Source organism: Maribellus sp. CM-23 (genome assembly GCF_021354595.1).
Lineage (GTDB): Bacteria > Bacteroidota > Bacteroidia > Bacteroidales > Prolixibacteraceae > Draconibacterium.
Genome location: NZ_JADWYJ010000005.1, coordinates 245,859 through 269,912, shown reverse-complemented (window position 1 = coordinate 269,912; position 24,054 = coordinate 245,859). Strand labels below are relative to the sequence as shown.

Below are 24,054 nucleotides of genomic sequence, written 5' to 3'. Positions count from 1 at the left end.
CTACTGAGCTTCACCTGATTCAAACTCGCTCACGCTCATTACATTTCCATCTTTAACCACCACTATAAAAGGCGATGCATATTCTGATTTTAGCTTTTCAAGTTCTTTTTCAGCGTCTTCGTAATTGGTAAACCGGCCTATAAAATACTTGTGTAAGTTATCAATTTGTTTTTCGAAATAAAAAGATTGGTCTTTCAGAAATTTCGAGTCTTTTCGCAAAGCTTTTCTAAATGCACCGATCTGAATCGAATAAAAGATTTCCTGCTCTGACGGTTCCTTAAGGGTTCGCTTGTTAATGACTACCGGCGTAAGATTATTTTTAACAGCGATGGATTTTCCTGCGGATTTGAAAATGATCTCTTTTTTGGATGACTCAAGCGTAATCTCTGCAAACTTCTGTTCGCCCGGTTCCAGATGATAGGTATAAACAGTTTGTTTTGGCCGGTACCCTGCAGGAACCGTATTGGCGTAAATCCGCAATTCAACACCGCCGGGACGAACCAACGGAAATGAAAAGTTACCCTCGCCATCGCTTGTCAGGCGAAAAGTTTCAAAATCTGTTTTCAGCTCCACCACAACATTGGCAGGTTTTGCCGCTTTATTATCCAATGCAGCTAACTGACTTTGGCCTAGGATCAGCTTCCCGCTCAAACGGGCACCCTTCTGAATTGAGATATTAACCACGGACTCTTCGTTATCCAGCACCTCCATTTCAAGCGGCATCGGAATACTAGGGATCTCATCCACATCCAGCTTCGACTTATCAATGATCAGGAGTTGCTTTCCGGGCGTAACCAGCCTGAACTCAAACTCGCCGTTCTTGTTTGAAACCGTAGTTTCGTTTAAAATCCGCAGGTAGATCCCCTCCACAGGATTTCCCTCCCGGTCGCTGATCCTTCCCACAACTTTCCCTGCACTTATCACCTGTTTTAAAGGAACGCCAAGCCGGTACGCATAAGTGGCTGCCATGGTAAACTCGGGGTCGTTCACCTGGTTTCTGAAAATGGTATAAAAACTTCGGAGCGAAATGCTGTGCCTGCGCAAGAACGAATAATCCACGTTAAACTGCATCAGGTTTCGGTTCCGGTAGTAATCATCAATATCGTAGGCATTTTGCAGGTAAAAATTCATACGAAGATTTTTTGAAATCCTGCTCGTAGCGGCCATTCCCACCAACACACTGCGTCGATCGTCAGAAACAATTTGGTTAATATTCGACCAGTTTCCGAAAACACGTACCGAATGCCGGGAATTAAAACGATATGTTACATCAGCCGAGGCCCGGTAACTTTTTTGATCTTGCTGCCCCGCATTTTCCAAAAAGTTAGTGGTCTCCCCCACCTCACCGCTCAAATAGTAATCTATTTTTTTAAACCGGTGATTAAACTGCAGGTTCCAAGAGTTAGTTTGGTAGTGAAATTTATTCAGGCTTAACCTGTCTTTTCTTTCATATTCGCGCCAGTATAGTTTCAGGTTGCTTCGCTCGCCGGTTCTATAGCTCACAGTTCCCTGCAACGATCTTGAATAAGGGGCCGTTACAAAAAAAGTATCCAACTGCGCATTTCTGAAATCTTCTCTCGCACTGGCAAACAAGCTGATTCGTTCCGAAATGTCTGCACTCACGCCAGCTGAGTAAAACCGCGAATTGGTATAATACCCGGGGTAGTCTTTTCCTGTGTCGTAATAAACTCCTGTAAGCTGAAAAATTGAAAATCGGCTGTTTAATCCAGCACGCACCGCATTCGATTTTTTCCCAACAAATTGTCCGTGCGATACTTCTACATCCACTGAAGTATGCTTAAAAGGAGTAAACAGCGAAGTCAAGCTAAACAGTTGCGCCGGGTCATTTTCCAGTTGGTATTTCTTTGACAAATAGTGTAATTCAATTTTATTGTTCCGGTTAAAATTAAAACCAGCTGAGACAGCCAGTTCACTCTCAATCTCCTCGAAAAAACGCGGCTTCAAATACTTGAAACCTACCCCCAGCCCATTGTTCAGGGTAAGCTTTCCCTCCGCACCTCTTCCATACCGGAACGACTCGGTAAGCGGAGTTACCGTATAGGATTTATCACCCAGAAATACCTCCAGGTTATCATTCGAATAAGTAAGAAAATACTGGTCGTACAAACCCAGAAAACTAAGATCCGAATTATCGGGCCAGCGGGCCATAAACCCTAACTGATGCTTTCCTTCGGGATCAAGCGAACCTCTCCCGTCTACCTGGTACTGCAAAACCGACTCAAACTCGTTTTGGCGATTGGTGGAAAGATAAGTTGCCGCCATTTTAACCGGAAAACGATAGTACAGATCTTTCCGGGCTTTCTTCGACGGCAATACAACGGCCGTTGAGTAAATGCTTTTCAAAACCCGTTCATCCACCAAAGCCCGCACTGTAAACGATTCATTTTTACTCTGGAAGATTTCATCAGACGTTGTTTTTACAATCTGAACCTGCGCAGATTCACCTGGCTTCAGCGTAACAGATGAAGGCCCGGAAACATCGCAGTTATTGGTGTTGATGAAAATATTCTTTTCGGTATTTCCCAAATTCTGAAGCATGTAAGAGGCACTAATTTTATCTCCTGCCGACACATAAATCGGCTTATCAATCAGTTCCAGTGTAATGTTTTCAACCTCCAGAACAGAAATACCGATTCCGGACTGAGCCAACTGTGTTTCGCCTCGTTCCTTGAGCCTAACCGTAACAGGGTATTCACCCACTGCACTTTCGTAAAAGATCTTCAACGAAACAATCCCCAGCTTTTTTTGCCCGGGAGCAATTTTGATTTGCTGAATATTTGTCACCAAACTCCAGGCTTCCGGGTATAAAAATGAAGGTAAAATATCAAGGGTATCAGCCGAGAAATTATCAACATGGTAAGCCAGGTTCACAACTTCTCCGGGAAGTGCCGAAACTTTGTCTTTTACAAAACGTACCGATGCTTTCTGCTGTCCCAAAGCGGAACAGGCAAATACCAACAAAAATATAGTTATGAAAAATAGCTGACGAAGCATTTTCAGATTTCAAGCGAGATATTGGTTCCGTAAATGTGGTCCTCATCACAGTCTGCCACCAGAATAGCCGTGTAATTCCCTGGCTTAATCCCTTCTAAAACAAGCGAAGTACTGATGGAAGTTCCCGGAAGCGTTTTTCGTCGATCAGCTTTAAAAATTCCTTGCGAAATTCCGTTTTCATCAAATACTTCCAGACTGATTTCGGGCCTCAGAATGCATTCACCTGCGTTCTCAACTGCCACATTTAGTAAATTATTCGTTCCGTCATTATTTAGCTCAAGTCCCAAGAATTGCAAATCTTTTGTTCCCGTTTCGCCAATATTGGTGATGATTTGCACAGCATACCGGATGGCAGTGTTGATCTTTACCCCACGCGAAGACGCAACTGTATCAGGAGGCACAATTCCCTCCACCATAATCACACTCCAGTAAGTCCCTTTCAATGAGTCGATTTGTGGCACACTTACCTCAAAGTCTACAAATGCTTTTTCGTTGGGTTGAAGCGTAAGTAATTGTGGACTAAAGTTGACCCACGCCGCATTGGAACGGTCAAGCGTGCCCGGCTCATCGTGCCGGCTCTCTCCGGTATACGAAAACCAGTAATCGCGAAGGTAAACCCTCACACTGCGCTCTTCCGTACCATTGTTTTGGATTTCAATCCTGTCTTTGTACTTAGTCCCCAGCTCTCCTGTCGACTCATGAGTCAAGCCATTCAGAACCAAAATATTGGCATTCGAAAAAATTGTAAATGAAGAAAGAAAGACAACAAGAAAAAAAATGCGGGTCAGATATTGAAGCCTCATCCTGATTGGTTTTTGCAATTTGAAAATTTTCAACGCTAAAATACCAATCTCCCAGTTCTTTGCAATTGTTTTAGGAAATTAATTATCGTCGGTTAACGTATAAACCACATGAACGGAAGCGAACTTGTTTTCAGAGGCTTGATAAAACATTTCTTCATCAATTTCCAATTGATACGACAACAAATGTCCATTATGCGCGCCGCTGCCTGTATAACAACTACCGATACCCGAAATCACATCGCTCGGATTATTGGAAAGAACGACGGTGCCGTTGGTTTTTCCCAATTCTCCTTTCCCTGTTCCGACGCTATTATCAGCTTTTACCTTAATGATTACGCCTTCCGGGACTTCTCCCACAACCGTTGCAGTTACTTTTCTTTTTTGATTTTTATGACAAACAGAAGAATAATTCAACCAGATATCAGCGGTCGCTTCTCCCCCCATCTCGATTTTGCTGCCTGCAACAGATGATGAAGTCCCTATAAACTCTATATTGGAATTCCCGTCAAACTGAAGCGACAACAAAGCGACATCAGGGATCACAACACTGGCTTTATGTTCAGTGTTCTTATCAATGCCCAAGCACAATCGGGTCAATAAAAAAAGCATTATGATGACAAGAAAAGCGCCCTTGTGTTTCATGTTGCTAAAATTAGAGTCCAACAACACGAAAGTCAATAGGCAAATTACCTATTGTTGCGGTTAAAAAGACTGAAAAAATAAAAAGGAAGGCTGTTCAGCCTTCCTTTTTATTCCCTTATTTTTTATTGTAGATTGTTAGTTTTCTGTAATAGTGTAGGTGACCGTCAGATAATAATCATTCGAGATTAGTTTTCCATATTGATCCGGGTCATTCAAATTAAGACTATAAGTTAATTGACGTCCTGATGTAGCACCTGTTCCTGTATAGCAGTTCCCTATACCTGTTACGACATCTTTACTTGTGCGATCAAGAACAATCGGACTAGATGATACGGCAGCTCCTGTATTCCCTTTACCTTTTCCAGCATCTTCACTAACAGTTAGTACAATTTCAAGTCCCGATGCTGACAATAAATCTACATCACCAGTCAATGCTGCAGAAATCGAATTTGACTTACTGCCATTGCCTTTCTTCAAAATTGATGAATAGTTCAACCATTTTGAATCGTCACTGGCACTTGAAGCAGTAAAATCTAACGCTCCCCCTGCAATTGAAGGTGCTTTAGGTTCTAATACAATTCCCTGTCCTGCATCGGAAACTCCAACAAAGGAAAACGAAGGTATTTTTACCTGAATGTTATGATTGCTACTTTCTGATTGTGCGTTTACTACTACTGCAAAAAAGAAGATCAAAACGGATACTAAAGATAATTTTTTCATGATGTTGTGTTTTTTTTATTGTTTGTAATTTTTCTTCTCAAAAAGCTTTGCACCTTATTGCGTCCGATGCGCTTTATATAAAACAACCTACATGCCAAAAACACCAAACAACTCATTATCAGTAAAATATCAAACACACCCAAAATTCAGCGGAATCATATTGGGACAAAAAATCATCTAAATGGGACTCGTGGGAATTTATATGATTTTTGGGAAATAGGGCCGATTAATCCTTATCTGGACCAAATTGAATCAAGGAACAGATTAGCTCCTATTGATGACCAGTAATCTTTACCATGTCCAACCTGCCAAAAAGAATCACAAACAGCCAGACCGCTTCACACGGACACCGGGATCACAATAAGCTTACTATTACCACATTCAAACAGAAAAGAAGTTATCTGGAGGATTTGAGATAGTCGGCTGCTATCTCCAGTTCTTTGTACCACTCTTCACCATACTTCTTGATAAGTGGCTCTTTTAGAAATTTATAAAGCGGAAGTTTTTGGGAAGCACCACATTGCCTACCGGGCTTACATATCCTGAGCTGCTGATAATTCACCGCATCAAAGTCCCTGTACTCTGTTATCCGAATGGGAAACAGGTGACAGGAAATTGGTTTGCGGAACTTTATTTTGCCCTCGAAATATGCTTTCTCGACAGCGCATTGCAGAATGCCATTGTCGTTGTAAAAAGAGTAAACACATTGCCGATTATTAACCAGCGGAGTCACAAGGTCTCCATCGCTGTCAATAACCGAATAGCCTTGTTTCTCAACCTCTTTCTTATGTTTCTGGGGAAGATATTCTTCAAACAGGGGGTAATCCTTTTCAATCTGAATGGCCTCTTCATCGGTGACCGGAGCTCCTGAATCACCTTCAATACAGCATGCACCTTTGCATTTTAATACATCACACAGGAAATGTTCCTCAATGATGTCATCACTCAACAATGCTCTTCCAACTTCAATCACCATTCTTCTTATTAGTTCTTAACATTTTCGCCATTCCCGCGAAAGAGAGAATCCAACTCACAAGGTTCAGATTTCTGCTTCGCAGGAATGACGAACTATTTTTATCGGAAATATTATTTCACAATCAGGTTCTTTCCGGTCATGTCGGCAGGAACTTCCAGTCCCATATCGGCCAACAAAGTTGGAGCCACATCGGCCAGCACACCATCCAGTAGTTTAATACCTTGTTTTTCGGTTACAAAAACACAAGGCACCGGATTCAACGAGTGAGCCGTGTTTTCAGATCCATCCGGATTAACTGCATTATCAGCATTACCGTGGTCGGCAATCACCATTACATCGTAACCTCCTTTTTGAGCGGCTGTAACCACATCTTTCAAACATGCGTCCACTGCTACAATTGCCTTATAAATCGCCTCATAAACACCGGTATGTCCCACCATATCACCATTGGCAAAATTCAGACAAACAAAGTCTGCTTCTCCCTTTTCCAGTTTTGGGACAATCGCGTCGCGAACGCCCGGAGCTGACATTTCCGGTTGGTGATCGTAAGTCGGTACTTTCGGCGATTGAACCAAAATTCGGCTCTCTCCTTCGAATTCTGCTTCGCGACCTCCGCTAAAGAAGAACGTTACGTGCGCATATTTTTCTGTTTCAGCAATCCTGATCTGTTTCAATCCTGCTTTTGCCACAACCTCACCCATGGTGTTCTGCACATTGTCTTTATCAAAAATTACGTTAATACCTTCGAAGTCGGCTTTGTAGTTAGTCATTGTGTACCATTGGAGATCCATAGTATGCATGCCAAACTCAGGAAGATCCTTCTGAGTGAAAGCAATGGTTGTCTGACGCAAACGGTCAGTACGGAAATTAAAGCAAATTACCACATCACCCTCTTCAACTTTTGCCAGGGGCTCTCCGGCTTCATCCACCATTACGATCGGTTTCATAAATTCGTCAGTCACACCATTGTCGTACGACTTTTGAATACTTGCCAATACATCGGTTGATTTTTCGCCTTTGCCTTCCGTATAAAGATCGTACGCCAGTTTCAAGCGATCGTAATTATTGTCGCGGTCCATTCCGTAGTAACGACCAATCAACGACGCGAATTTACCAACGGTTCCTTCCATCGCTTTCAAGTCGGCTTCAACAAAACCATATCCTGAACGCGGGTCAGTATCACGACCGTCCATCAATCCGTGTACAAAAACATCGTCCAATCCCATATCTGTGGCAATCCGACAAAGCGCAACCATGTGTGAGCTCAGTGCGTGAACTCCACCAGGGCCAATCAAACCCACCAAGTGAACTTTTTTATTGTTGTCTTTGGCATAATTGTATGCTTTCAGAATCTGCGGATGCTGCCACAACGATTTGTCGCGGATTGCCTTTGTAATTTTTACCATATCCTGGTAAAGAATCCGGCCGGCACCGATATTAAGGTGTCCAACTTCAGAGTTCCCCATTTGTCCATCGGGCAAACCCACATATTCGCCGCAAGCCATTAATTGTGAATGCGGATATTTCTCCATTAGCGAATCCATAAAAGGTGTCGGAGCCGTTGCTACGATATCATTTTTTGAACCATCGCCGATTCCCCATCCGTCGAGAATCACCAGCAAAGTTTTCTGAATTTCAGCCATTTTATTCTGTTTTTATAGTTATCAAATTTTGAACGGACAAAAGTATCCTTTTTTAACTCATTACTGAAATAACAATCATCTTGTACTGATTGATTTAACAATCTTTTGGGATTCAGTCCCCATTAAAGAATTTTTAACACAACCAATTCTTTTTCAAGGCAATCTGCTTTTCTCTTCCGCGTTTATACCTGCACAGCACTTTCGAAATTCAGACAGTATTCAAATGGCAATTGACAGCTATTGCTTAAATTAGTTGCTGCAAAACCGTTTTTTGATGCGAAAAACTAAAATTGAAATACCCATTATCCTGATCACGGTGGTGATGCTGGCGCTGATTGTGCTTTCGGGGAACATGGTTTACAAAAGTCTCTCGGAAATTGTGGAGTCGTGGCTAAGCGAAGCCCGACCCGATTATAAACTAATTATGGTAAAAGACCTGCATGCCAACCTGGGGGACGTCGAAAATTCGGTAAAACTTTACTCGCTCAGCAAAAACAAAACGTACCTCGAAACTTATTCCGAGCTGAACCAGACGATTGACAATAAACTGAACGAGCTGCAACATTATGCCATTTCCGACACTGCTGCGCGTGGGTCAGTCGATTCGCTCCTGGTTCTTTCCCGCCAAAAACTACTGATTTGGAAAAATATCCTGAACCTCCACCTTTCGAAAGAGGATGAACACGAAACGTTTACCCAATATTTCGACAAGCTGGATACAATGGAAGTGGTAAAAGACACGATCCATTTTCAGGAGGCTGAAAAAGTAGGCTTTTTTAAACGCTTACTGGGCAAGAAGCCCGAACCTCCTCAACCGATTATTGTTGACAGAACGGTTGAGCAGCAGTCGATGCGCGACGAAATTGCAGAATTGGAAAAAGAAATAGCTGCGCGAAACAAGGCGCTCATGGTACGCGAAACTGCGCTGATGCAAAAAAACCTGGAGATTAACAATGCGCTGGCAGGAGTCATTTCAAAGCTGGAACGACAAGAACAACAGAGCCTGCTTCAAAAAACACAGCAGGCCGATTTGCTGGCCTCCCAAACTTACAAACGCCTCACTCTTTTTGCGCTCACTGTTCTTTTGCTCATGTTCCTGACGCTGGTTCTGTTCTTTAGGGACCTGCGGAAATCAAGGTCGTACCAAAAGGCTCTTCAGGAAGCCAAAAACCACGCCGAGCAACTGGCACGCACCAAGGAGCTTTTTGTGGCCACCGTTAGTCACGAAATGAGGACTCCGATCAACGCTATTTATGGCTTATCGGAACAACTTTTACTGCGAAAACCCGATGATAAAAACAGAAAAGACCTGGAGGTGATTCACAAATCAACGCGGCATTTAATCGATCTGGTGAACGACACCTTTGATTTCACCCGGATCGAAAACCAGCGGATTCAACTTCAGCCTGTCGATTTCTATTTGGACGACCTGCTGGAAAAAATTGAATTGTTCAACCGTGAAGCGGCAACTGCCAAAGACATTCAACTGTCGCTTGACAAAGGAAATACAGCGGACCTGGTCATTTACAACGATGAAACCCGCCTCAAACAGATCCTCAGCAACCTCGTTACCAATGCCATCAAATTTACTGACGAAGGTTCGGTGGCATTAAAAGCGTCTCTTGCCAGCGAGGGAAATAGAGAATGGCTCAGGTTTGAGGTAACCGATACGGGAATCGGAATTTCGGAAGAAAACCGGGAAAAAATATTTGACGACTTTGTTCAGTTGGATACGGATGCCAATAAAAAAGCCGGGGGAACCGGACTGGGTCTTTACATTGTGAAAAAACTGGTGGCGCTTCTCGACGGAACTATTTCGCTAAAAAGCCAGCCGGGAGTCGGCACCACCTTTACGGTCACCATCCCTTACAGGAAAGGCAATCCGGACAACATCGTTCAGACCAGCGAAAGCCTTCCGGCACCGAAACAGCTAAAAGGAGGAAAAGTGCTGATTGTTGACGACGAGGAATTCAACCGCCATCTGCTAAAAAATATTCTGGGGAAATGGGAAATCGAATTCGACGAAGCTGAAAACGGACAGCAAGCAGTTGAAATGGCTGTCAAAACTTCGTACCATTTAATCATGATGGATATCCGCATGCCGGTTTTAAATGGCATCGAGGCCTCCGGCTTATTAAAAGAAAAAGGAGTTGCGACGAAAATCATCGCCCTGTCGGCCAATAAAAGCCAGCCCGGCCTGGTCCAAATATTTGATGCTTTCCTGGAAAAACCCTTCAAAGAAGCCGATCTTTACGCGGTTATTACCCAAACCCTCGAAAGCAGCACTGCGATTCATCCGAGAAACAACGAGGAACACCAGCAGTTTCAGCCCGATATTGAGGAGCTAATGAATATGGCCAATGGAGACAAAGTATTCCTGAAAGAAATGATCCGGATATTTATAAGCTCCAGCCAAAGCAACCTCAAAAAAATCAAAGCCGGTATAGACCAGCAACAATGGAAAACGGTGGCCGACCTGGCGCACAAAATGGCGGCGCCGGTGAAACACATGAACATCATGCCCGTTTACAACACCGTAAAAACCTTGCAGCAACTGGCCGAATCTTCTGCCGAAACATCGCAGCTTGAAGCCCAGTTTGCCCGGCTCAGAAGCGAGATCAACATTCTGAATACACACCTGCAAAACCTACTGGAGAATAATTTTACAGATTGATGCCAACTTTTCGTTGTGCAGTGCGGGATATTGGATAATTTTGTTCTGCACAACAATGCCAGACACCTTTTGAACGATATGGAATCAAAAACATTCAAAATATTTGTAGTAGAAGACGACGAGTGGTATAACCGCTTGCTGGTTCACAATTTATCGCTGAACCCTGACTATGAAATCCAGTCGTTCGCAGATGGCAAAAGCTGTTTGGCACAACTGCACCAGCAACCCGATGTGATTACGCTCGACTACCGCCTGCCCGATATGAAAGGCCTGGAAGTGCTCAAACAGGTAAAAGAAAGGGACGAGGATATCCAGGTAATCCTGATCTCGGAACAGGAAGACATTGAGGTAGTGGTAGACCTGCTGAAACACGGCGCTTATGATTACATCGTAAAATCGAAAGACATCCGGGAAAGACTTCTCAACACGGTCAGTAACATACGGAAGGAGTTCAAATTAAAAGACGAAATAAAGACACTTCGCAAGGAAGTCCGTCAAAAATACAGCTACCAGAATACAATTGTAGGGAACAGCCCGGCCACCCAAAAAATATTCGATTTAATTGAGAAAGCCACCCGCACCAATGTAACGGTTTCGGTAACCGGCGAAACAGGCACCGGCAAAGAACTGGTGGCAAAAGCCATTCACTACAACTCGCAACGGGCCAAAAAACCTTTTGTGGCGGTAAACATGGCTGCCATCCCGAAAGATTTGGTGGAAAGCGAATTGTTCGGACACGAAAAAGGCGCCTTTACCGGGGCTGCGGCCCGGCGTATCGGGAAATTTGAGGAAGCCAACGGCGGCACCTTGTTTCTGGATGAAATTGCCGAAATGGAAATTTCGCTGCAGGCAAAGTTACTCAGGGCCTTGCAGGAAAAAGAGATCATCCGCATTGGCAGCAACCAAACGGTTAAAATTGATTGCCGTATTATTATGGCAACCAACAAAAACCTGCTGGAAGAAGTAAAAAAAGGAACCTTCCGGCAAGACCTTTACTATCGTTTGTACGGACTTCCAATTGATCTTCCACCCTTGCGCGACCGTGGTAATGATGTGATATTGCTCGCGAAAAACTTTATTGCCACCTTTTGCAAGGAAAATAAACTGGAAGCCAAAACACTGGGAGCTTCTGCTTCGCGCAAACTGTTATCGTACCCCTTCCCGGGGAATGTGCGCGAATTGAAATCGGTTATTGAGTTGGCCGCCACCCTAGCCGACGACAAGGAGATACTCGCCGAACACCTTATGATGGATGATTCGGCAAGCCTGGAAAGCCTTTACTCCGAAGGCATGACCCTGCGCGAATACAACCTCTGCCTGGTAAAAAAACTGATGGAGCAATACGACAACAAACCCAAAATAGTAGCCGACAAACTGGGCGTTGGCGTTGCCACCATTTACCGCATGCTGAAAGAGGAAGAATAAACCCGGTTTTTATCATTTTGATAATCCACTATCAATGTGATAGAAAACAAGCCTGCCGCACTTTTTACAATCCATTGATTTTCTATCGTTTACAAACCAGTCCCTACTCTGGCACAACACTTGGATATATAGAGGCATATCATTCAATTCAAAACGATAGGAGATTAAGTCATGGAAAAAATGAAAAAATCGCAAATAGCAGGCCTACTAATGGTGGCGGCTATGTTGGTAGTTGCCATTTATACAGGGGTATCCATTTACCAGAAAAAGAGTCAGGAGATTAACACACTTCAATCCGACAAACAAAGCATGAATACCGAGCTTCAGGAACGCGACTCGATGGTAAACGAGCTGATGACCGCGTTTAATGAAATCGAGGACAACCTGAAATTCATCAAAGAGAAACGCCAGCAACTTTCACTGGAAACAGAACGCGAAGGCGGACGCGATCAGAAACAAGTAATTGTTGACGACATTAAAATGATGAATGAAATGCTTGAAAAGAGCAGCGAACACATTGCCCAACTCGAAAAGAAACTCAAGAAGTCGGGTATTGAACTAAGTTCATTCAAAAAGAAAATTGCTGCCCTGAACCAGAGCATCGAAGACCAGAACAACGAGATTGCCCAACTTCAGCAGCAACTCCAAGAAAAAGACATTCTGCTGGCCAACATGAGCGAGCAAATGAATGTAATGGAAAGCGAACTCACCAAAAAGGCAGATACCCTGCAAATAAAGGAACAGGTGATTGAAGAGCAGATCGGTGAACTCAACAAAGCACACATTGCCTACGGAACTTACAAAGAACTCAGAGACAAAGGCGTGCTTACCAAAGATGGTGGCTTCCTGGGCATCGGAAAACACACGGCTATCCAGGAAAATTTTGCGGATGATTATTTCACCGAGCTGAATATTCAGGATACCAAAACCATTCCGCTGTTCTCGCACAAAGCAAAGGTAATCTCAGAACACCCGGACAGTTCTTACTCTTTCGTGGAAGAAGACGGAATGATCGCTTACCTGCAGATCGACAATCCCGAAGAGTTCTGGAAAATATCGAAATACGCCGTAATTGAAGTTAAATAAAATAGGTTTGCAAGAAGTTGAGGGAATGCAACAGAGGTTGCACCCTTCAACTTCACTTTTACCAACTTGTTATATATACAGCCAGCAACAATGGGCTGAAAACAGGAAAACGACACATTTGTTAAAAACTATAATTAAAAAGCAGAACCCATGAAGAGAATTGGATTAGTGTTAAGTACGTTTGTTTTAGGGATTATTTTAATGGCTGCGTGTAACGATGATGACACAAGCGGTATTCAGGCCGGCAAAGGAAAAGTGAACATCTATCTGACCGACGCTCCCTTCCCGATTGACCTGATCGCTGAAACATACGTAACCATCGACAAAGTAGAAATAAGGAAACAGGAAACTGATTCTAGCGGATCAGATTTTATTGTTCTGACCGAGGAACCCATGGAAATTGATCTGCTGACGCTTTCAAACGGAGTGACCGAAATACTGGCCTCTGTTGATTTGGAAGCCGGAACCTACGACCAGATCAGGATGCACGTGAGTGAGTCGAAAGTGGTGATGAAAGATGCAACCGAATTCGATCTGAAGGTTCCCAGCGGATCTTCCAGCGGGTTAAAGATCAAGATTGAACCGGCCCTTGAAATCAGTGGTGGCGAAACAGCCGATGTGCTGCTCGACTTCGATGTGAGCAAATCGTTTGTTGCCAAAGGAAACTGGCAGGGCGGACACATCAACGGCTTTAACTTTAAACCCGTTGTGCGTTGTGTAATGTTGGGCAAAGCCGGCCGTATTGAAGGTACAGTAAGCGATACAGCCAGTGTAGCCCTTGAAAATGCTTCTGTGAAAGTATGGATGCCCCTTGAAGGCATGGAAACAGATAGTTTGATTACGTCTTCGTTTAGCGACGAAGCCGGTAAGTACAAAATCATCGGACTCTTGTCAGGCACGTATTACCTCACCACCGAGTTGGAAGGCTACGAAACAGATACGGTCTGGAATGTGGGAGTTACCGAAGGAAACGCGACGGTGGTAGATATTCAACTTACTCCTGTACAATAAACCAGGTTCATTTACGAATGAGGCATTGTCATGTTGCTCACAAACAATTGTGATAATGACTTGAGGTTTAATGCTCGGCAGTCCGTTAGTGAACGGACTGCCTTTTTTTGGGCCCTCTTACTCTCAACAAACAAGACGTTTTCAATCCCAAACAATAAGATCGAAAAAAGAAAAGTACAAGCACTCCCGAATCAAGGAAATTTGTCTATTTGCAGTGCTCCCAACAAATAAGATCCGATCAAAACCAGCCCGGTTATTTGCCAAAAATATTTTTACCTTTACCTCCGCCGAACCTAATCTGTCATGGAGAAAGCTGTCAGGATTTCAACGAAAATAGGAGGGATTGAAGAACGAATACTAGTAGAACGAATGCAACAGGGCGACACCACTGCATTTGAACTTCTATTCAAATACTATTATCCCGGACTGGTTGTTTTTGCATCGAATATTGTACTCAATAAAGACGAAGCGGAAGAACTTGTTCAGGATTTCTTTGTACGTCTCTGGGAAAACCCGCATTCCTTAAAATCAGACAATCCACTAAAAAGTTATCTTTTTACCTCGGTTAAAAACCGCTCCATCAACTTCTTAAAAAGCGCGCAGGTAAAAAAGAACGTTATTGAAGAACTTAAACGGCAAATGGAATCGGAGATGCGATACAACCCCGATATTTATACCGATACAGAACTTCAGCAAAAACTTAAACTGGCTTTTACCAAACTTCCTCCCCGAACCGCCGAAATATTTACCCTCAGCCGTTTCAAAGGTTTATCAAACGACGAAATTGCGCTCTCTCTTGAACTGTCAAAACGTACAGTGGAGACTCAAATCTCCAATGCATTGAAGATCCTGAGAAAAGAGCTTCAAAATTATCTTACCCTGCTCCTGTTTTTCTGACATTCCAAAAAAAAATAGCTTTTCGACTACGTGTTTTTCTTTGTTCGATTGTATTAACTACAACAAAAGGGAGATAACAGATATTTATCAGCGGAGGAAAATTGAAGAAAGAATCATTACATAAGAACGAACAGCTCTCACAATACCTGGCATTTAACCGGGAAATTTCGGAAGAGGAAAAAGAAATGCAGGCTGCAGTGTTTGCCGGCATGACAGAAGATATTGACGTGGATTTTGCCTTTAAAAAGGTAATGATCCGCACCCGGAAAAAAGACAAGGTCAAACAGTTGGTTCAACAGCTAACCAAAGTCGCGGCTATTCTTGCCATACCTTTGCTTATTTATTCAGCCTGGAGCATACAGAAACAGCTCTCTAAAACCGAGGTAAAACAAGAGTTTGCAGAACAACAATTCAACAGTCCGGTGGGGATGCGATCGCATGTAATACTTCCTGACGGGACAAAAGTATGGTTGAATGCCGAAAGTTTGCTGAGATACGAAGTTCCGTTTGTTCAACAAAACAGAAAGGTATACCTTGAAGGAGAAGCATTCCTGGATGTGGCCTCTAATACAAAATCGCCTTTTATCGTAAACGCTGCCAATACAAGCATTGAAGTAACCGGAACACGGTTTAATGTAAAAGCCTACCCCGAAGAAGAGGTGGTGGCTGTGGCCCTACAGGAAGGCTCGGTTAAATTCAGTGCGGTTGATCAGGCAAACCAATCGAATACGGTTGAAATGAAGCCAGGCGACCACTACGAGGTAGAAAAAAATTCGAAGAATTTAAAAGCAATACCGGGCAACATCGATGCTCAAATATCGTGGCACAAGAATATTCTTGTTCTGGACGATACACCTCTCGAAGAAGTGGCTACTTTACTCGAACGCTGGTACGGTGTTAAAGTGATCATCACAAACGACGAGTTAAAGAAATACAAATTCAGTACAACATTCGAAAACGAACCGTTGAACCGAGTGCTGGAACTTCTGCAGTTAAGTTCACCGGCCATTAAAATAATCTACAAGCCCGGAAAAATGAACAAGGCTGAAGGCGAAAAAAATTATTCCACAGTAATAATATCCAAAAACAAAGAGCTTATGTGAAAATATTATTCAAAGAAAAGAGGAAGTGCTCCAACACTCCCTCCGCGCTTAATACCAAGTAATTGGTCTGGTAATTAAACTAATAAAAACATTCAAAGGTATGAAAAAATTTGTCAAACCCTTGTGGTTGCTGACGAGGCACCATAAGAAAAAACTTATGATTATGCGTAATGCATTATTATTAATTCTTCTCTCTGCGTTCCAGGCAGTTGCCTCGAGCAGCTATTCTCAAACCAAGAAGCTTAGCGTTAGCTTCGAACAAGCTACGGTGAAGCAGGTTTTAGCAGCAGTAGAAAAGCAGAGCGAATTCTATTTTCTGTACAACAGTGAGCTAATTGATGTTGACAAAAAAGTAAGCGTTTCGGTCGAAAACGCAACCATTGACAACATCCTCAACCAATTGTTCGACAAGAACGACGTAGGTGTACTGATCAATGACAAATACATTATTTTAACGCCCAAAACCGCCTCAACACCCGACCAGAAATCGGTGACCGGAAAAGTTACTGACTCCAAGGGAGAACCGCTTGTGGGAGTTACCGTTGTGGAGAAAGGAACTACGCACGGAACAATAACCAATTTCGATGGAAGTTATACCATCAGCGATTTATCAGCCGATGCCGTTTTGGTATTCTCTTTTATAGGAATGGAAACTGCGGAGGCGCAGGTTGGCAACCAAACCAACATTAATGTTACACTTGTTTCGGAAGCCATTGGCCTGGAAGAAGTGGTGGTTACCGCCCTGGGCATAAAGAGGGAACAAAAAGCACTGGGGTATTCGGTTCAGGCTGTTAAAGGCGAAGATTTACAAAGAGTACAAGGAACAGATGTTGCGACATCTCTTACCGGTAAGGTTGCCGGTGTATTAATTGAAAACCCGACAGACTTTAATGCCACTCCTAAAATCAGCATTTTGGGAGAAACTCCGCTAATTGTAATCGATGGGATTGCGTACGCCAATAAAACTTTAAACGATATTTCTTCTGAAGACATAGAATCGTTAAACGTACTTAAAGGGCCTACCGCTTCTGCTTTATATGGTTTTAGGGGAAGGGCCGGTGCGATTTTAATCACCACTAAAAATGGGAGTAGCAGCAACACTGGTATTAGTGTAGACCTGTCAACCAATACGATGTTTTCAGCCGGATATTTAGCCATTCCTGAAAAACAAAGTGTTTACGGCCGTGGTGAAAACAATACTTACCAACAAACGAAAGACCAATCCTGGGGTGGTGCAATGGACGGATCCACTCAAACACAATGGGATCCTATTGCAAAAGAATACAGAGATTATGCCTATTTACCGGTAGGAAAAGACAACTTCAAAAACTTCCTGGAACAAGGTTACATTACAAACAACAATGTAAATGTTGCTTTTAACCAAAAAGGCATTGCACTTAGAAGTTCGCTAAACTGGACACAAAACAAAGGCCGTTATCCAAATGCCAAAGTAGATAAATATACTTACACTTTAGGTGGAGATATCAATTTGGAAAAATTTCATTTAACATCCAATTTGTCGTATACCAGAAGGCATACACCAAATATGGGCTCAAATGGCTATACTTCCTATGATCCAATGTACACCTTACTGGTAAATAGCTCGGCTGACTTTGATGTACGCGATTATAAGGATTATTGGTTAAATCCGGGTGTGCTCCAAAACAACCATTTTGGTTACGATCTAGAAAATGATTCATATAGTGGGAAAAACCAAAACAACCCTTACTACGACAGATATGAAAGACTGAATGAAGTGACCCGTGATATTTTTAATGCCGACTTAACGGTAAGTTACGATTTGACAAATTGGCTAAGGGCGACCTTGCGTTCTGGTCTGGATTTCTATGGAGATGTTGGACAATTGAGCTTGTCGCAAGGTTCCTATACATCACTCGGAGATACGGGGATTCCGTATTTCACCTATAGATCCGGATTAACATTTAACGGATCACGAACTGGGGCTTACCTGGTAGGAAAAACATCCGGTATGAGTTCCAACAGTGATCTGCTTTTAACCGGCATCAAGAAATTTGTTGATGATAAACTTGAAATAGAATATCTTGCCGGAGGAACTATTTTCTATCAAAAAGACGAAAATATTAATGCTTGTACGGTAGGCGGCATTTCCGTTCCGGGCTTTTTCTCTTTAGCTGCATCGGTTAATCCGGCTACGGTTGCTGAAGAAAGAAGATCACAGCAAGTTAATTCAGCATACGGACGCATAGCTCTGTCATGGAATAAATTAATTTACATCGACGCAACAGGTCGTAACGACTGGAGTTCTACTTTAGCGGGGCCTGGTGTTGATAAATCAAGTAAGTCTTATTTTTATCCATCGGTTTCCGGTAGTTTTATTATTTCAGAATTACTAGGTGAATCATCAAAAGAATGGTTGGATCTTTTCAAAATCAGAGGTTCATGGACACAGGCAAAAGATCCGGCAGGCATTTATGCTATTAACAGTGTATACACCTCAGTATCCAGCATTTGGAATGATGTAAGTGGCACTTATGCGCCTGATGTACTTTACGACCTTGCCAATATTCTTCCATCTGCTACTGATACCTACGAAGCAGGAGCACAGGGTATTTTCTTTAATAAGCGACTAACGGCTGATGTTTCTTATTTTAACCGCCGAAATTATGACGCCCTAACAAAAGGACCTTTGACCTCTGCCTCGGGATATAACTCAATGTATATCAACACCGAAGAGGAAACTAAAAGAAAAGGTTGGATCGTGGCATTAACAGGAACTCCAGTCGAAACTGCGAACCTGCGTTGGGACATGGGGCTTAACTGGTCAACTTATAAAGAAGTTTATTCCAAATTAGATCCTGTTTACTCGGCCAACAAACCATGGGTAAAAGTCGGCGAACGAACTGACGCCTATACTATCAGGACATATCAAACAGTTCCTTCCGGAGAATATGCAGGACAGCGTATCTATAAATCAGGTCTGTTACAAAGAGAAAACTTTAATTCTGTTATCGGGTATAAAAGCCCGGATTGGATTTGGGGATTCAATACAAGCTTACAGTATAAAAACTGGAGTCTGTATGCATCGTTTGATGGAGTTGTTGGAGGAATGATGTCCTCAACCACAGAAGCATATATGTGGATACAAGGTGTTCATCCAGAATCTGTAACTCCTGAAAGGGCGTTGGATGTGGCTACTCCCGGATCTAAAAACTATCTTGCAAGTGGTGTTATGGTAGTTTCCGGCACCTATACAACAGATAGTAACACCGGAGAAATCATTGAAGATAGCCGTATTTTTGCTCCAAACGATGTATTTGTGACTTACAAAGATTACATCCGTTCGTTGCACGGAGGTACAGCCTGGGGTGGCACAGGATACGAAGAAGACATTTTAGACAGAACTTTTTTAAAGCTTCGTGAAGTATCACTTACTTATACATTCCCAAAACAAATGCTGGCCAAAATAGGCCCGGTTAAAGGTGCATCCATAAGCTTTATAGGACAAAATGTATTGTTCTGGGCGAAGGAATTCAGGTATTCCGACCCCGATGGTGGTAATGAAAACTTTGCGGATCCATCTTCAAGGTATATTGGAGCTAATATTAAACTTTCATTTTAATAATTAGAACTATGAAAAATCTAAAATATCTTTTAATAATTATAATTTTCCTTTATACAGCAGCGTGTAGTAATTTTGAGGAAATTAATACGAACCCGGACAAATCGACATCTGCTACGCCGGATATGCTCGCATCCTATACCCTGATGAAAACATTTAAGCTATCGAATAATAGCCCTGATGTCTATACTCAAATCACTTTGTTTGATCATCACGTAACCAAGCTAACCTCTACGCCAGACCCAGGTCAGTATTATTGGGCCTACTGGATATACGGAAGCTTTGGTAATTTTAAATACCTAACCGATCTCAACGATATGGTTCAGTTTGCCGAAGGCAGTGTAGCAGAATCTTCCTATAAGGGCCTGGCATTGTTTTTAAAAGCGTGGTATGGATTTAATGCAACTTTGAGTATGGGAGATATTCCTTATTCCGATGCCGGCAAGGCAAAAGAAGGTATCACTCAACCAGTTTATGACAAACAGGCCGATGTATTTGCGCAAATTCTTGACGATCTGAAGCAAGCAGAATCCTTTTTTGCTCAAGGCCTTGATTTTAAAGGTGACATAATGTATGACGGAGATGCCGGCAATTGGCAAAAACTCTGTAATGCGCTACAGTTAAAAGTGATTCAAACCATCAGTAAAAAAGCAACTGCTGAGCAAAAAGCCCGATTTGCGGCCATTGTAAATTCAGGGAATTTAATGACCAGTTATGATGATGATTTAAAATTGGTATACACCGAGAACACCAATGCAACTTATCCTTTTTATAATGGAAATAACCAGAGGCTCGACCAAGCTCCATCAACAATTACAGTAGATGCCCTCAAAAAGAACAATGACTATCGATTATTTTATTTTGCTGAACCGGCAGCTCAAATGTTGGAAACCTACACTGCAACTGACTTTGAAGCTTATGTAGGAGCCCCTTATGAGATGGATGCAAACACATTGTCAATCAATAATGATGCGGGAATGTATTCAATATTGAATCAGCGGTATGTGAAATTTAGAGACAACGATCCGTTGCTATATTTTACTTACGCCGAGCAATGTTTCATTATAGCTGAAGCCATAGAAGAAGGCTGGGTGGGCGGCAACGCAAAAGATTATTACGAGAAAGGAGTGAAAGCTCAATTATCTTACTACATGCATCTGCCCCACACTGAAGGCTTAGTGCATGGAATGGAAATCACACAAGATTATATAGATAACTATTTCACAGGTGAGGCTGCATATAAGACTGGAGGAAGTAAAACAAATCGCTTGCAACAGATCTGGATACAACGTTGGCTGATTGATTTTTTCCAACCCAACAGCAGCTATTACTATCAGTTTTTACGTACCGGCTATCCGGAATATATCTTAAATCCTGTAACCTGTTTAAATCAAGACAATCCAAATGAGTTCCCAAAACGTTGGTATTACCCAAACAATGAGGTAACCACCAATCCTGAGAACTATCAGAAAGCCATTGATGAACAATTTGGAGGTATTGACAACACGATGCAGGTTCCCTGGTATCTGAAATAACACGTTTAGTTAGATTATAGGATAGTTTAGTTTAGCTTGAAAGGAATGGGAAGATTTCCCATTCCTTTCCTTTCTCAGCCAATTAGGATAAAGCACTGGCATCCCGGGTCGACAAAATCCCTGCCTTAGGGCGGGCAGCTATTTCTACGCGCTATCAATTTCGCGCACAACGAAAGACACTTAAAAAGGCTTGAAGAACGTAAGCCAATAAGAGTCCATTCAAAGACCATCCGAGACGAAAGAAAATTTTACAGTAACACCACTAAAAAATTTAGATAGATGACACAAATAAAAAGTTTGCTTTTACTTCCATTGATTGCCTTGTTATTCACCCAATGCGGAAGTAGCAAAAAGCAAAAAGCCGATACCATCACGGTAGATCAGAACACCTGGGAACTGGTTTGGTCTGACGAATTTGATACCGACGGACTTCCCGATACCAGCAAATGGAACTACGATACACGCGGAAATACCTACGGTTGGGGCAACAACGAAAAACAATGGTACACGGTGGCTGATCCTGACAATGCCTACATACGTAACGGGATTTTAACCATCACCGCCATCAAGGAACCAACTGAAAACAAAGACTACAGCTCGGCCCGCCTGACGACCAAAAACAAAGGCGACTGGCAATATTGCAAAGTGGAAGTGAGAGCCCAAATGCCCACCGGCAAAGGAACCTGGCCCGCTATCTGGATGCTTTCTACCCACAACTCTTACGGCAACTGGCCCAAAAGCGGCGAAATCGACATTATGGAACACGTGGGTTACGACCCCGACACAGTGCATTCAACCGTTCATACCGAATTTTTCAACCACACCATTGGTACACAAGTGGGAAAAGAAATCTACCAACCAACCGCGACTACTGATTTTCATGTGTACTCAATGGAATGGGATGCCAACGAAATCAGAAGCTATGTTGACGGACAACAATACTTTAGCTTCAAAAACAATGGAGAAGGTCCCGGAGCATGGCCTTTCGACCAGCCCTTTCACCTGATTCTGAACCTTGCCGTTGGAGGTGGCTGGGGAGGAAAACACGGCATCGATGATTCGCTGTTTCCGCATCAGTACCACATTGATTATGTACGGATTTACCAAAAAGAGCTTACCGGAAAATGAAAACCCTTGTTGAGAAGACCTGGATAATATTCCTTACTGCCGCAGTGTTTTGCGCCTGCTCTCCTTCGGGAAAAAAAAGTCCTGAAGTACTTGTACAGAACACTGTTGCTGACACCAACGTAATTCTCCCACCGGCATGGGCATTTGGCCTGGTATATGGCGCTTACACCAACCAGGAACAGTCGATCGAACTGATCAACAAGATCATCGAACATGACTATCCGATCGATGCTTTCTGGATCGACTCATGGTTTTGGGACTGGCAAAACCAGGGACAGGGCCCCAAGAAGTACATGGATTTTGTAGCCGACACCATCTCCTATCCCGACATGCAAGGCATGTGGGACTACATGCAGGAACAAAATATCAAAGCCGGCATATGGATGTGGGATGCCATTATGCAAACCGGAAACGAAGCCGAATACGAAGATTTCAAATCAAAAGGATTTTTTAAGGCTGAAAAAATACGCACCGATGGATGGCACAACGGACTGCGCACGACCATTATTGGCGACAACAGCCGGGAAGTAAGGGGAACCTGGTGCGGCGACATCGATTTTACCAATCCCGAAGCCACGGCTTACTTTCAGCAAAAAGTAAAGCACTTTTTTGATAAGGGGGCCGATTTTATCAAACTCGATAAAACCGATGCCATTCCGGTTTGCAAAGCCATGTTTGAAACCACCCAAAAACTCGGAAAAGAAAGCCGGGGGCGTGGTTTTATCCTCTCGCACAGTCACGGGGTGGAAACCGATGAATTTAAACGCTACCCCGGGAAATGGACCGACGATACCCGCTCCGACTGGACGGTTGAAGATCCGAAGCATGAATTTTCGCCCTGGCTGCCACGGGTTGCCTTTAAAGAAAACCTGGCCATGTACACCGATACTTCCCGCCATTTCCACCAAATTCCGTTTTTATCGAACGACCTTGGAGGCTTTGCGGTTGGACTCAATGGGCAGATAGATGAAGAACTGTACATCCGCTGGGTTGAGTTCGCGCATTTTGTGCCGCTTACAACTCCTTTTTCACAACCCGAAAACCCAAGCGGCAACATTGCCTTCAACATCTCGGAACGTGCCGATTCGGTTTTCCGGTTTTATTCGCACCTGAAAATGCAGCTGTTCCCCTACATCTATTCGTATGCACACCTGGCGCGATTGGAGGGTGTTAACATCATCCGCCCTACCCGCCTGTACGAATATTTGTTTGGCAACGAAATACTGGTAGCGCCGGTATACGAACAAGGTGCGCGTACCCGCGAAGTGTATCTTCCGGCCGGAGCGCAATGGACCCATTACTGGACCCGCGAAACTTTTGAAGGCGGACAAACCGTGGTAGTGAAAGCACCGCCCGGACAAATTCCCTTGTTTGTAAAACAGGGCGCCATTGTTCCGAAACGCGCTTATGCCCGTTCAATTGAAGCCGGAACCAATGACTGGCTTGAACTTGACATTTTTACCGGCGACAACGGAACATTCAGGCTGGTGGAAGACGATGGCGCGAGCAACGATTACCTGGAGGGAATGTTGGCACAAACAACGCTGTCGTACACCGAAAGCGACAAAAAAGCGACACTTACCATTCACCCGGTGGAAGGCAGTTTTTCGGGAATGAACCAGTTGCGAAGCTGGCGGATCGTTCTGCACGGCGCCGGCAATGTAAACCGGATTCAATACAAAGGAAAATCCATCGATTTTACGGTGTGTTCCTCTTCGGTTCAATTTGAATTGCCGGAACAGGACAAACATGAAACAATCGAGATCAATATTTCGAAGGACAGATAAGATAGCCC

At 43.2% G+C, this 24,054-nt stretch carries 16 protein-coding genes; 10 read left to right on the top strand and 6 right to left on the bottom strand.

Features of this window, described 5'->3' with window-relative positions; all coding sequences use genetic code 11:
• The 6 genes from INQ51_RS17535 to gpmI form a co-directional block, all read right to left on the bottom strand.
• Positions 1–2,982: an SPOR domain-containing protein gene (locus INQ51_RS17535; protein WP_233379251.1), complete on the bottom strand. Its 2,982-nt coding sequence runs from the start codon at positions 2,980–2,982 to the stop codon at positions 1–3.
• A gap of 35 nt (positions 2,983–3,017) precedes the next feature.
• The gene (locus INQ51_RS17530; RefSeq protein ID WP_233379250.1) at positions 3,018–3,818 is read right to left on the bottom strand and encodes a hypothetical protein; all 801 of its coding nucleotides are present in this window, start codon (positions 3,816–3,818) and stop codon (positions 3,018–3,020) included.
• Between the two features lie 78 nt (positions 3,819–3,896).
• Entirely contained in the window at positions 3,897–4,460 is a 564-nt protein-coding gene (locus INQ51_RS17525; RefSeq protein WP_233379249.1) for a hypothetical protein, read from the bottom strand.
• A 135-nt stretch (positions 4,461–4,595) separates the two neighbouring features.
• On the bottom strand, positions 4,596–5,180 hold the full coding sequence (locus INQ51_RS17520; protein WP_233379248.1) for a hypothetical protein: 585 nt from the start codon (positions 5,178–5,180) through the stop codon (positions 4,596–4,598).
• Positions 5,181–5,577: 397 nt separating this feature from the next.
• A complete protein-coding gene (locus INQ51_RS17515; RefSeq protein ID WP_233379247.1) occupies positions 5,578–6,156 on the bottom strand; it encodes a DUF3109 family protein in 579 nt (192 codons plus the stop codon).
• 110 nt (positions 6,157–6,266) lie between these two features.
• Positions 6,267–7,799: a 2,3-bisphosphoglycerate-independent phosphoglycerate mutase gene (gpmI, locus tag INQ51_RS17510; RefSeq protein ID WP_233379246.1), complete on the bottom strand. Its 1,533-nt coding sequence runs from the start codon at positions 7,797–7,799 to the stop codon at positions 6,267–6,269.
• 274 nt (positions 7,800–8,073) lie between these two features.
• Between gpmI and INQ51_RS17505 the strand changes: the two genes are divergently transcribed.
• The 10 genes from INQ51_RS17505 (at position 8,074) to INQ51_RS17460 (ending at position 24,046) form a co-directional block, all read left to right on the top strand.
• The gene (locus INQ51_RS17505; RefSeq protein ID WP_233379245.1) at positions 8,074–10,473 is read left to right on the top strand and encodes a hybrid sensor histidine kinase/response regulator; all 2,400 of its coding nucleotides are present in this window, start codon (positions 8,074–8,076) and stop codon (positions 10,471–10,473) included.
• Between the two features lie 78 nt (positions 10,474–10,551).
• Positions 10,552–11,898: a sigma-54-dependent transcriptional regulator gene (locus tag INQ51_RS17500; RefSeq protein WP_233379244.1), complete on the top strand. Its 1,347-nt coding sequence runs from the start codon at positions 10,552–10,554 to the stop codon at positions 11,896–11,898.
• A gap of 180 nt (positions 11,899–12,078) precedes the next feature.
• Positions 12,079–12,984 (top strand): hypothetical protein, encoded by a 906-nt coding sequence (locus INQ51_RS17495; protein WP_233379243.1) that lies wholly within the window; start codon positions 12,079–12,081, stop codon positions 12,982–12,984.
• Positions 12,985–13,134: 150 nt separating this feature from the next.
• A complete protein-coding gene (locus INQ51_RS17490; RefSeq protein WP_233379242.1) occupies positions 13,135–13,995 on the top strand; it encodes a DUF4382 domain-containing protein in 861 nt (286 codons plus the stop codon).
• A 303-nt stretch (positions 13,996–14,298) separates the two neighbouring features.
• Positions 14,299–14,892 (top strand): RNA polymerase sigma-70 factor, encoded by a 594-nt coding sequence (locus INQ51_RS17485; RefSeq protein ID WP_233379241.1) that lies wholly within the window; start codon positions 14,299–14,301, stop codon positions 14,890–14,892.
• 101 nt (positions 14,893–14,993) lie between these two features.
• Entirely contained in the window at positions 14,994–15,995 is a 1,002-nt protein-coding gene (locus INQ51_RS17480; protein ID WP_233379240.1) for a FecR family protein, read from the top strand.
• Positions 15,996–16,158: 163 nt separating this feature from the next.
• On the top strand, positions 16,159–19,596 hold the full coding sequence (locus INQ51_RS17475; RefSeq protein ID WP_233379239.1) for a SusC/RagA family TonB-linked outer membrane protein: 3,438 nt from the start codon (positions 16,159–16,161) through the stop codon (positions 19,594–19,596).
• 11 nt (positions 19,597–19,607) lie between these two features.
• Positions 19,608–21,131 (top strand): SusD/RagB family nutrient-binding outer membrane lipoprotein, encoded by a 1,524-nt coding sequence (locus INQ51_RS17470; protein ID WP_233379238.1) that lies wholly within the window; start codon positions 19,608–19,610, stop codon positions 21,129–21,131.
• A 279-nt stretch (positions 21,132–21,410) separates the two neighbouring features.
• Positions 21,411–22,259, top strand: a complete 849-nt coding sequence (locus INQ51_RS17465) for a family 16 glycosylhydrolase (protein ID WP_233379237.1) — start codon at positions 21,411–21,413, stop codon at positions 22,257–22,259.
• On the top strand, positions 22,256–24,046 hold the full coding sequence (locus INQ51_RS17460; protein ID WP_233379236.1) for a TIM-barrel domain-containing protein: 1,791 nt from the start codon (positions 22,256–22,258) through the stop codon (positions 24,044–24,046). Before INQ51_RS17465 ends, INQ51_RS17460 begins: the two co-directional genes overlap by 4 nt.
• The last annotated feature ends 8 nt before the right edge of the window (positions 24,047–24,054 follow it).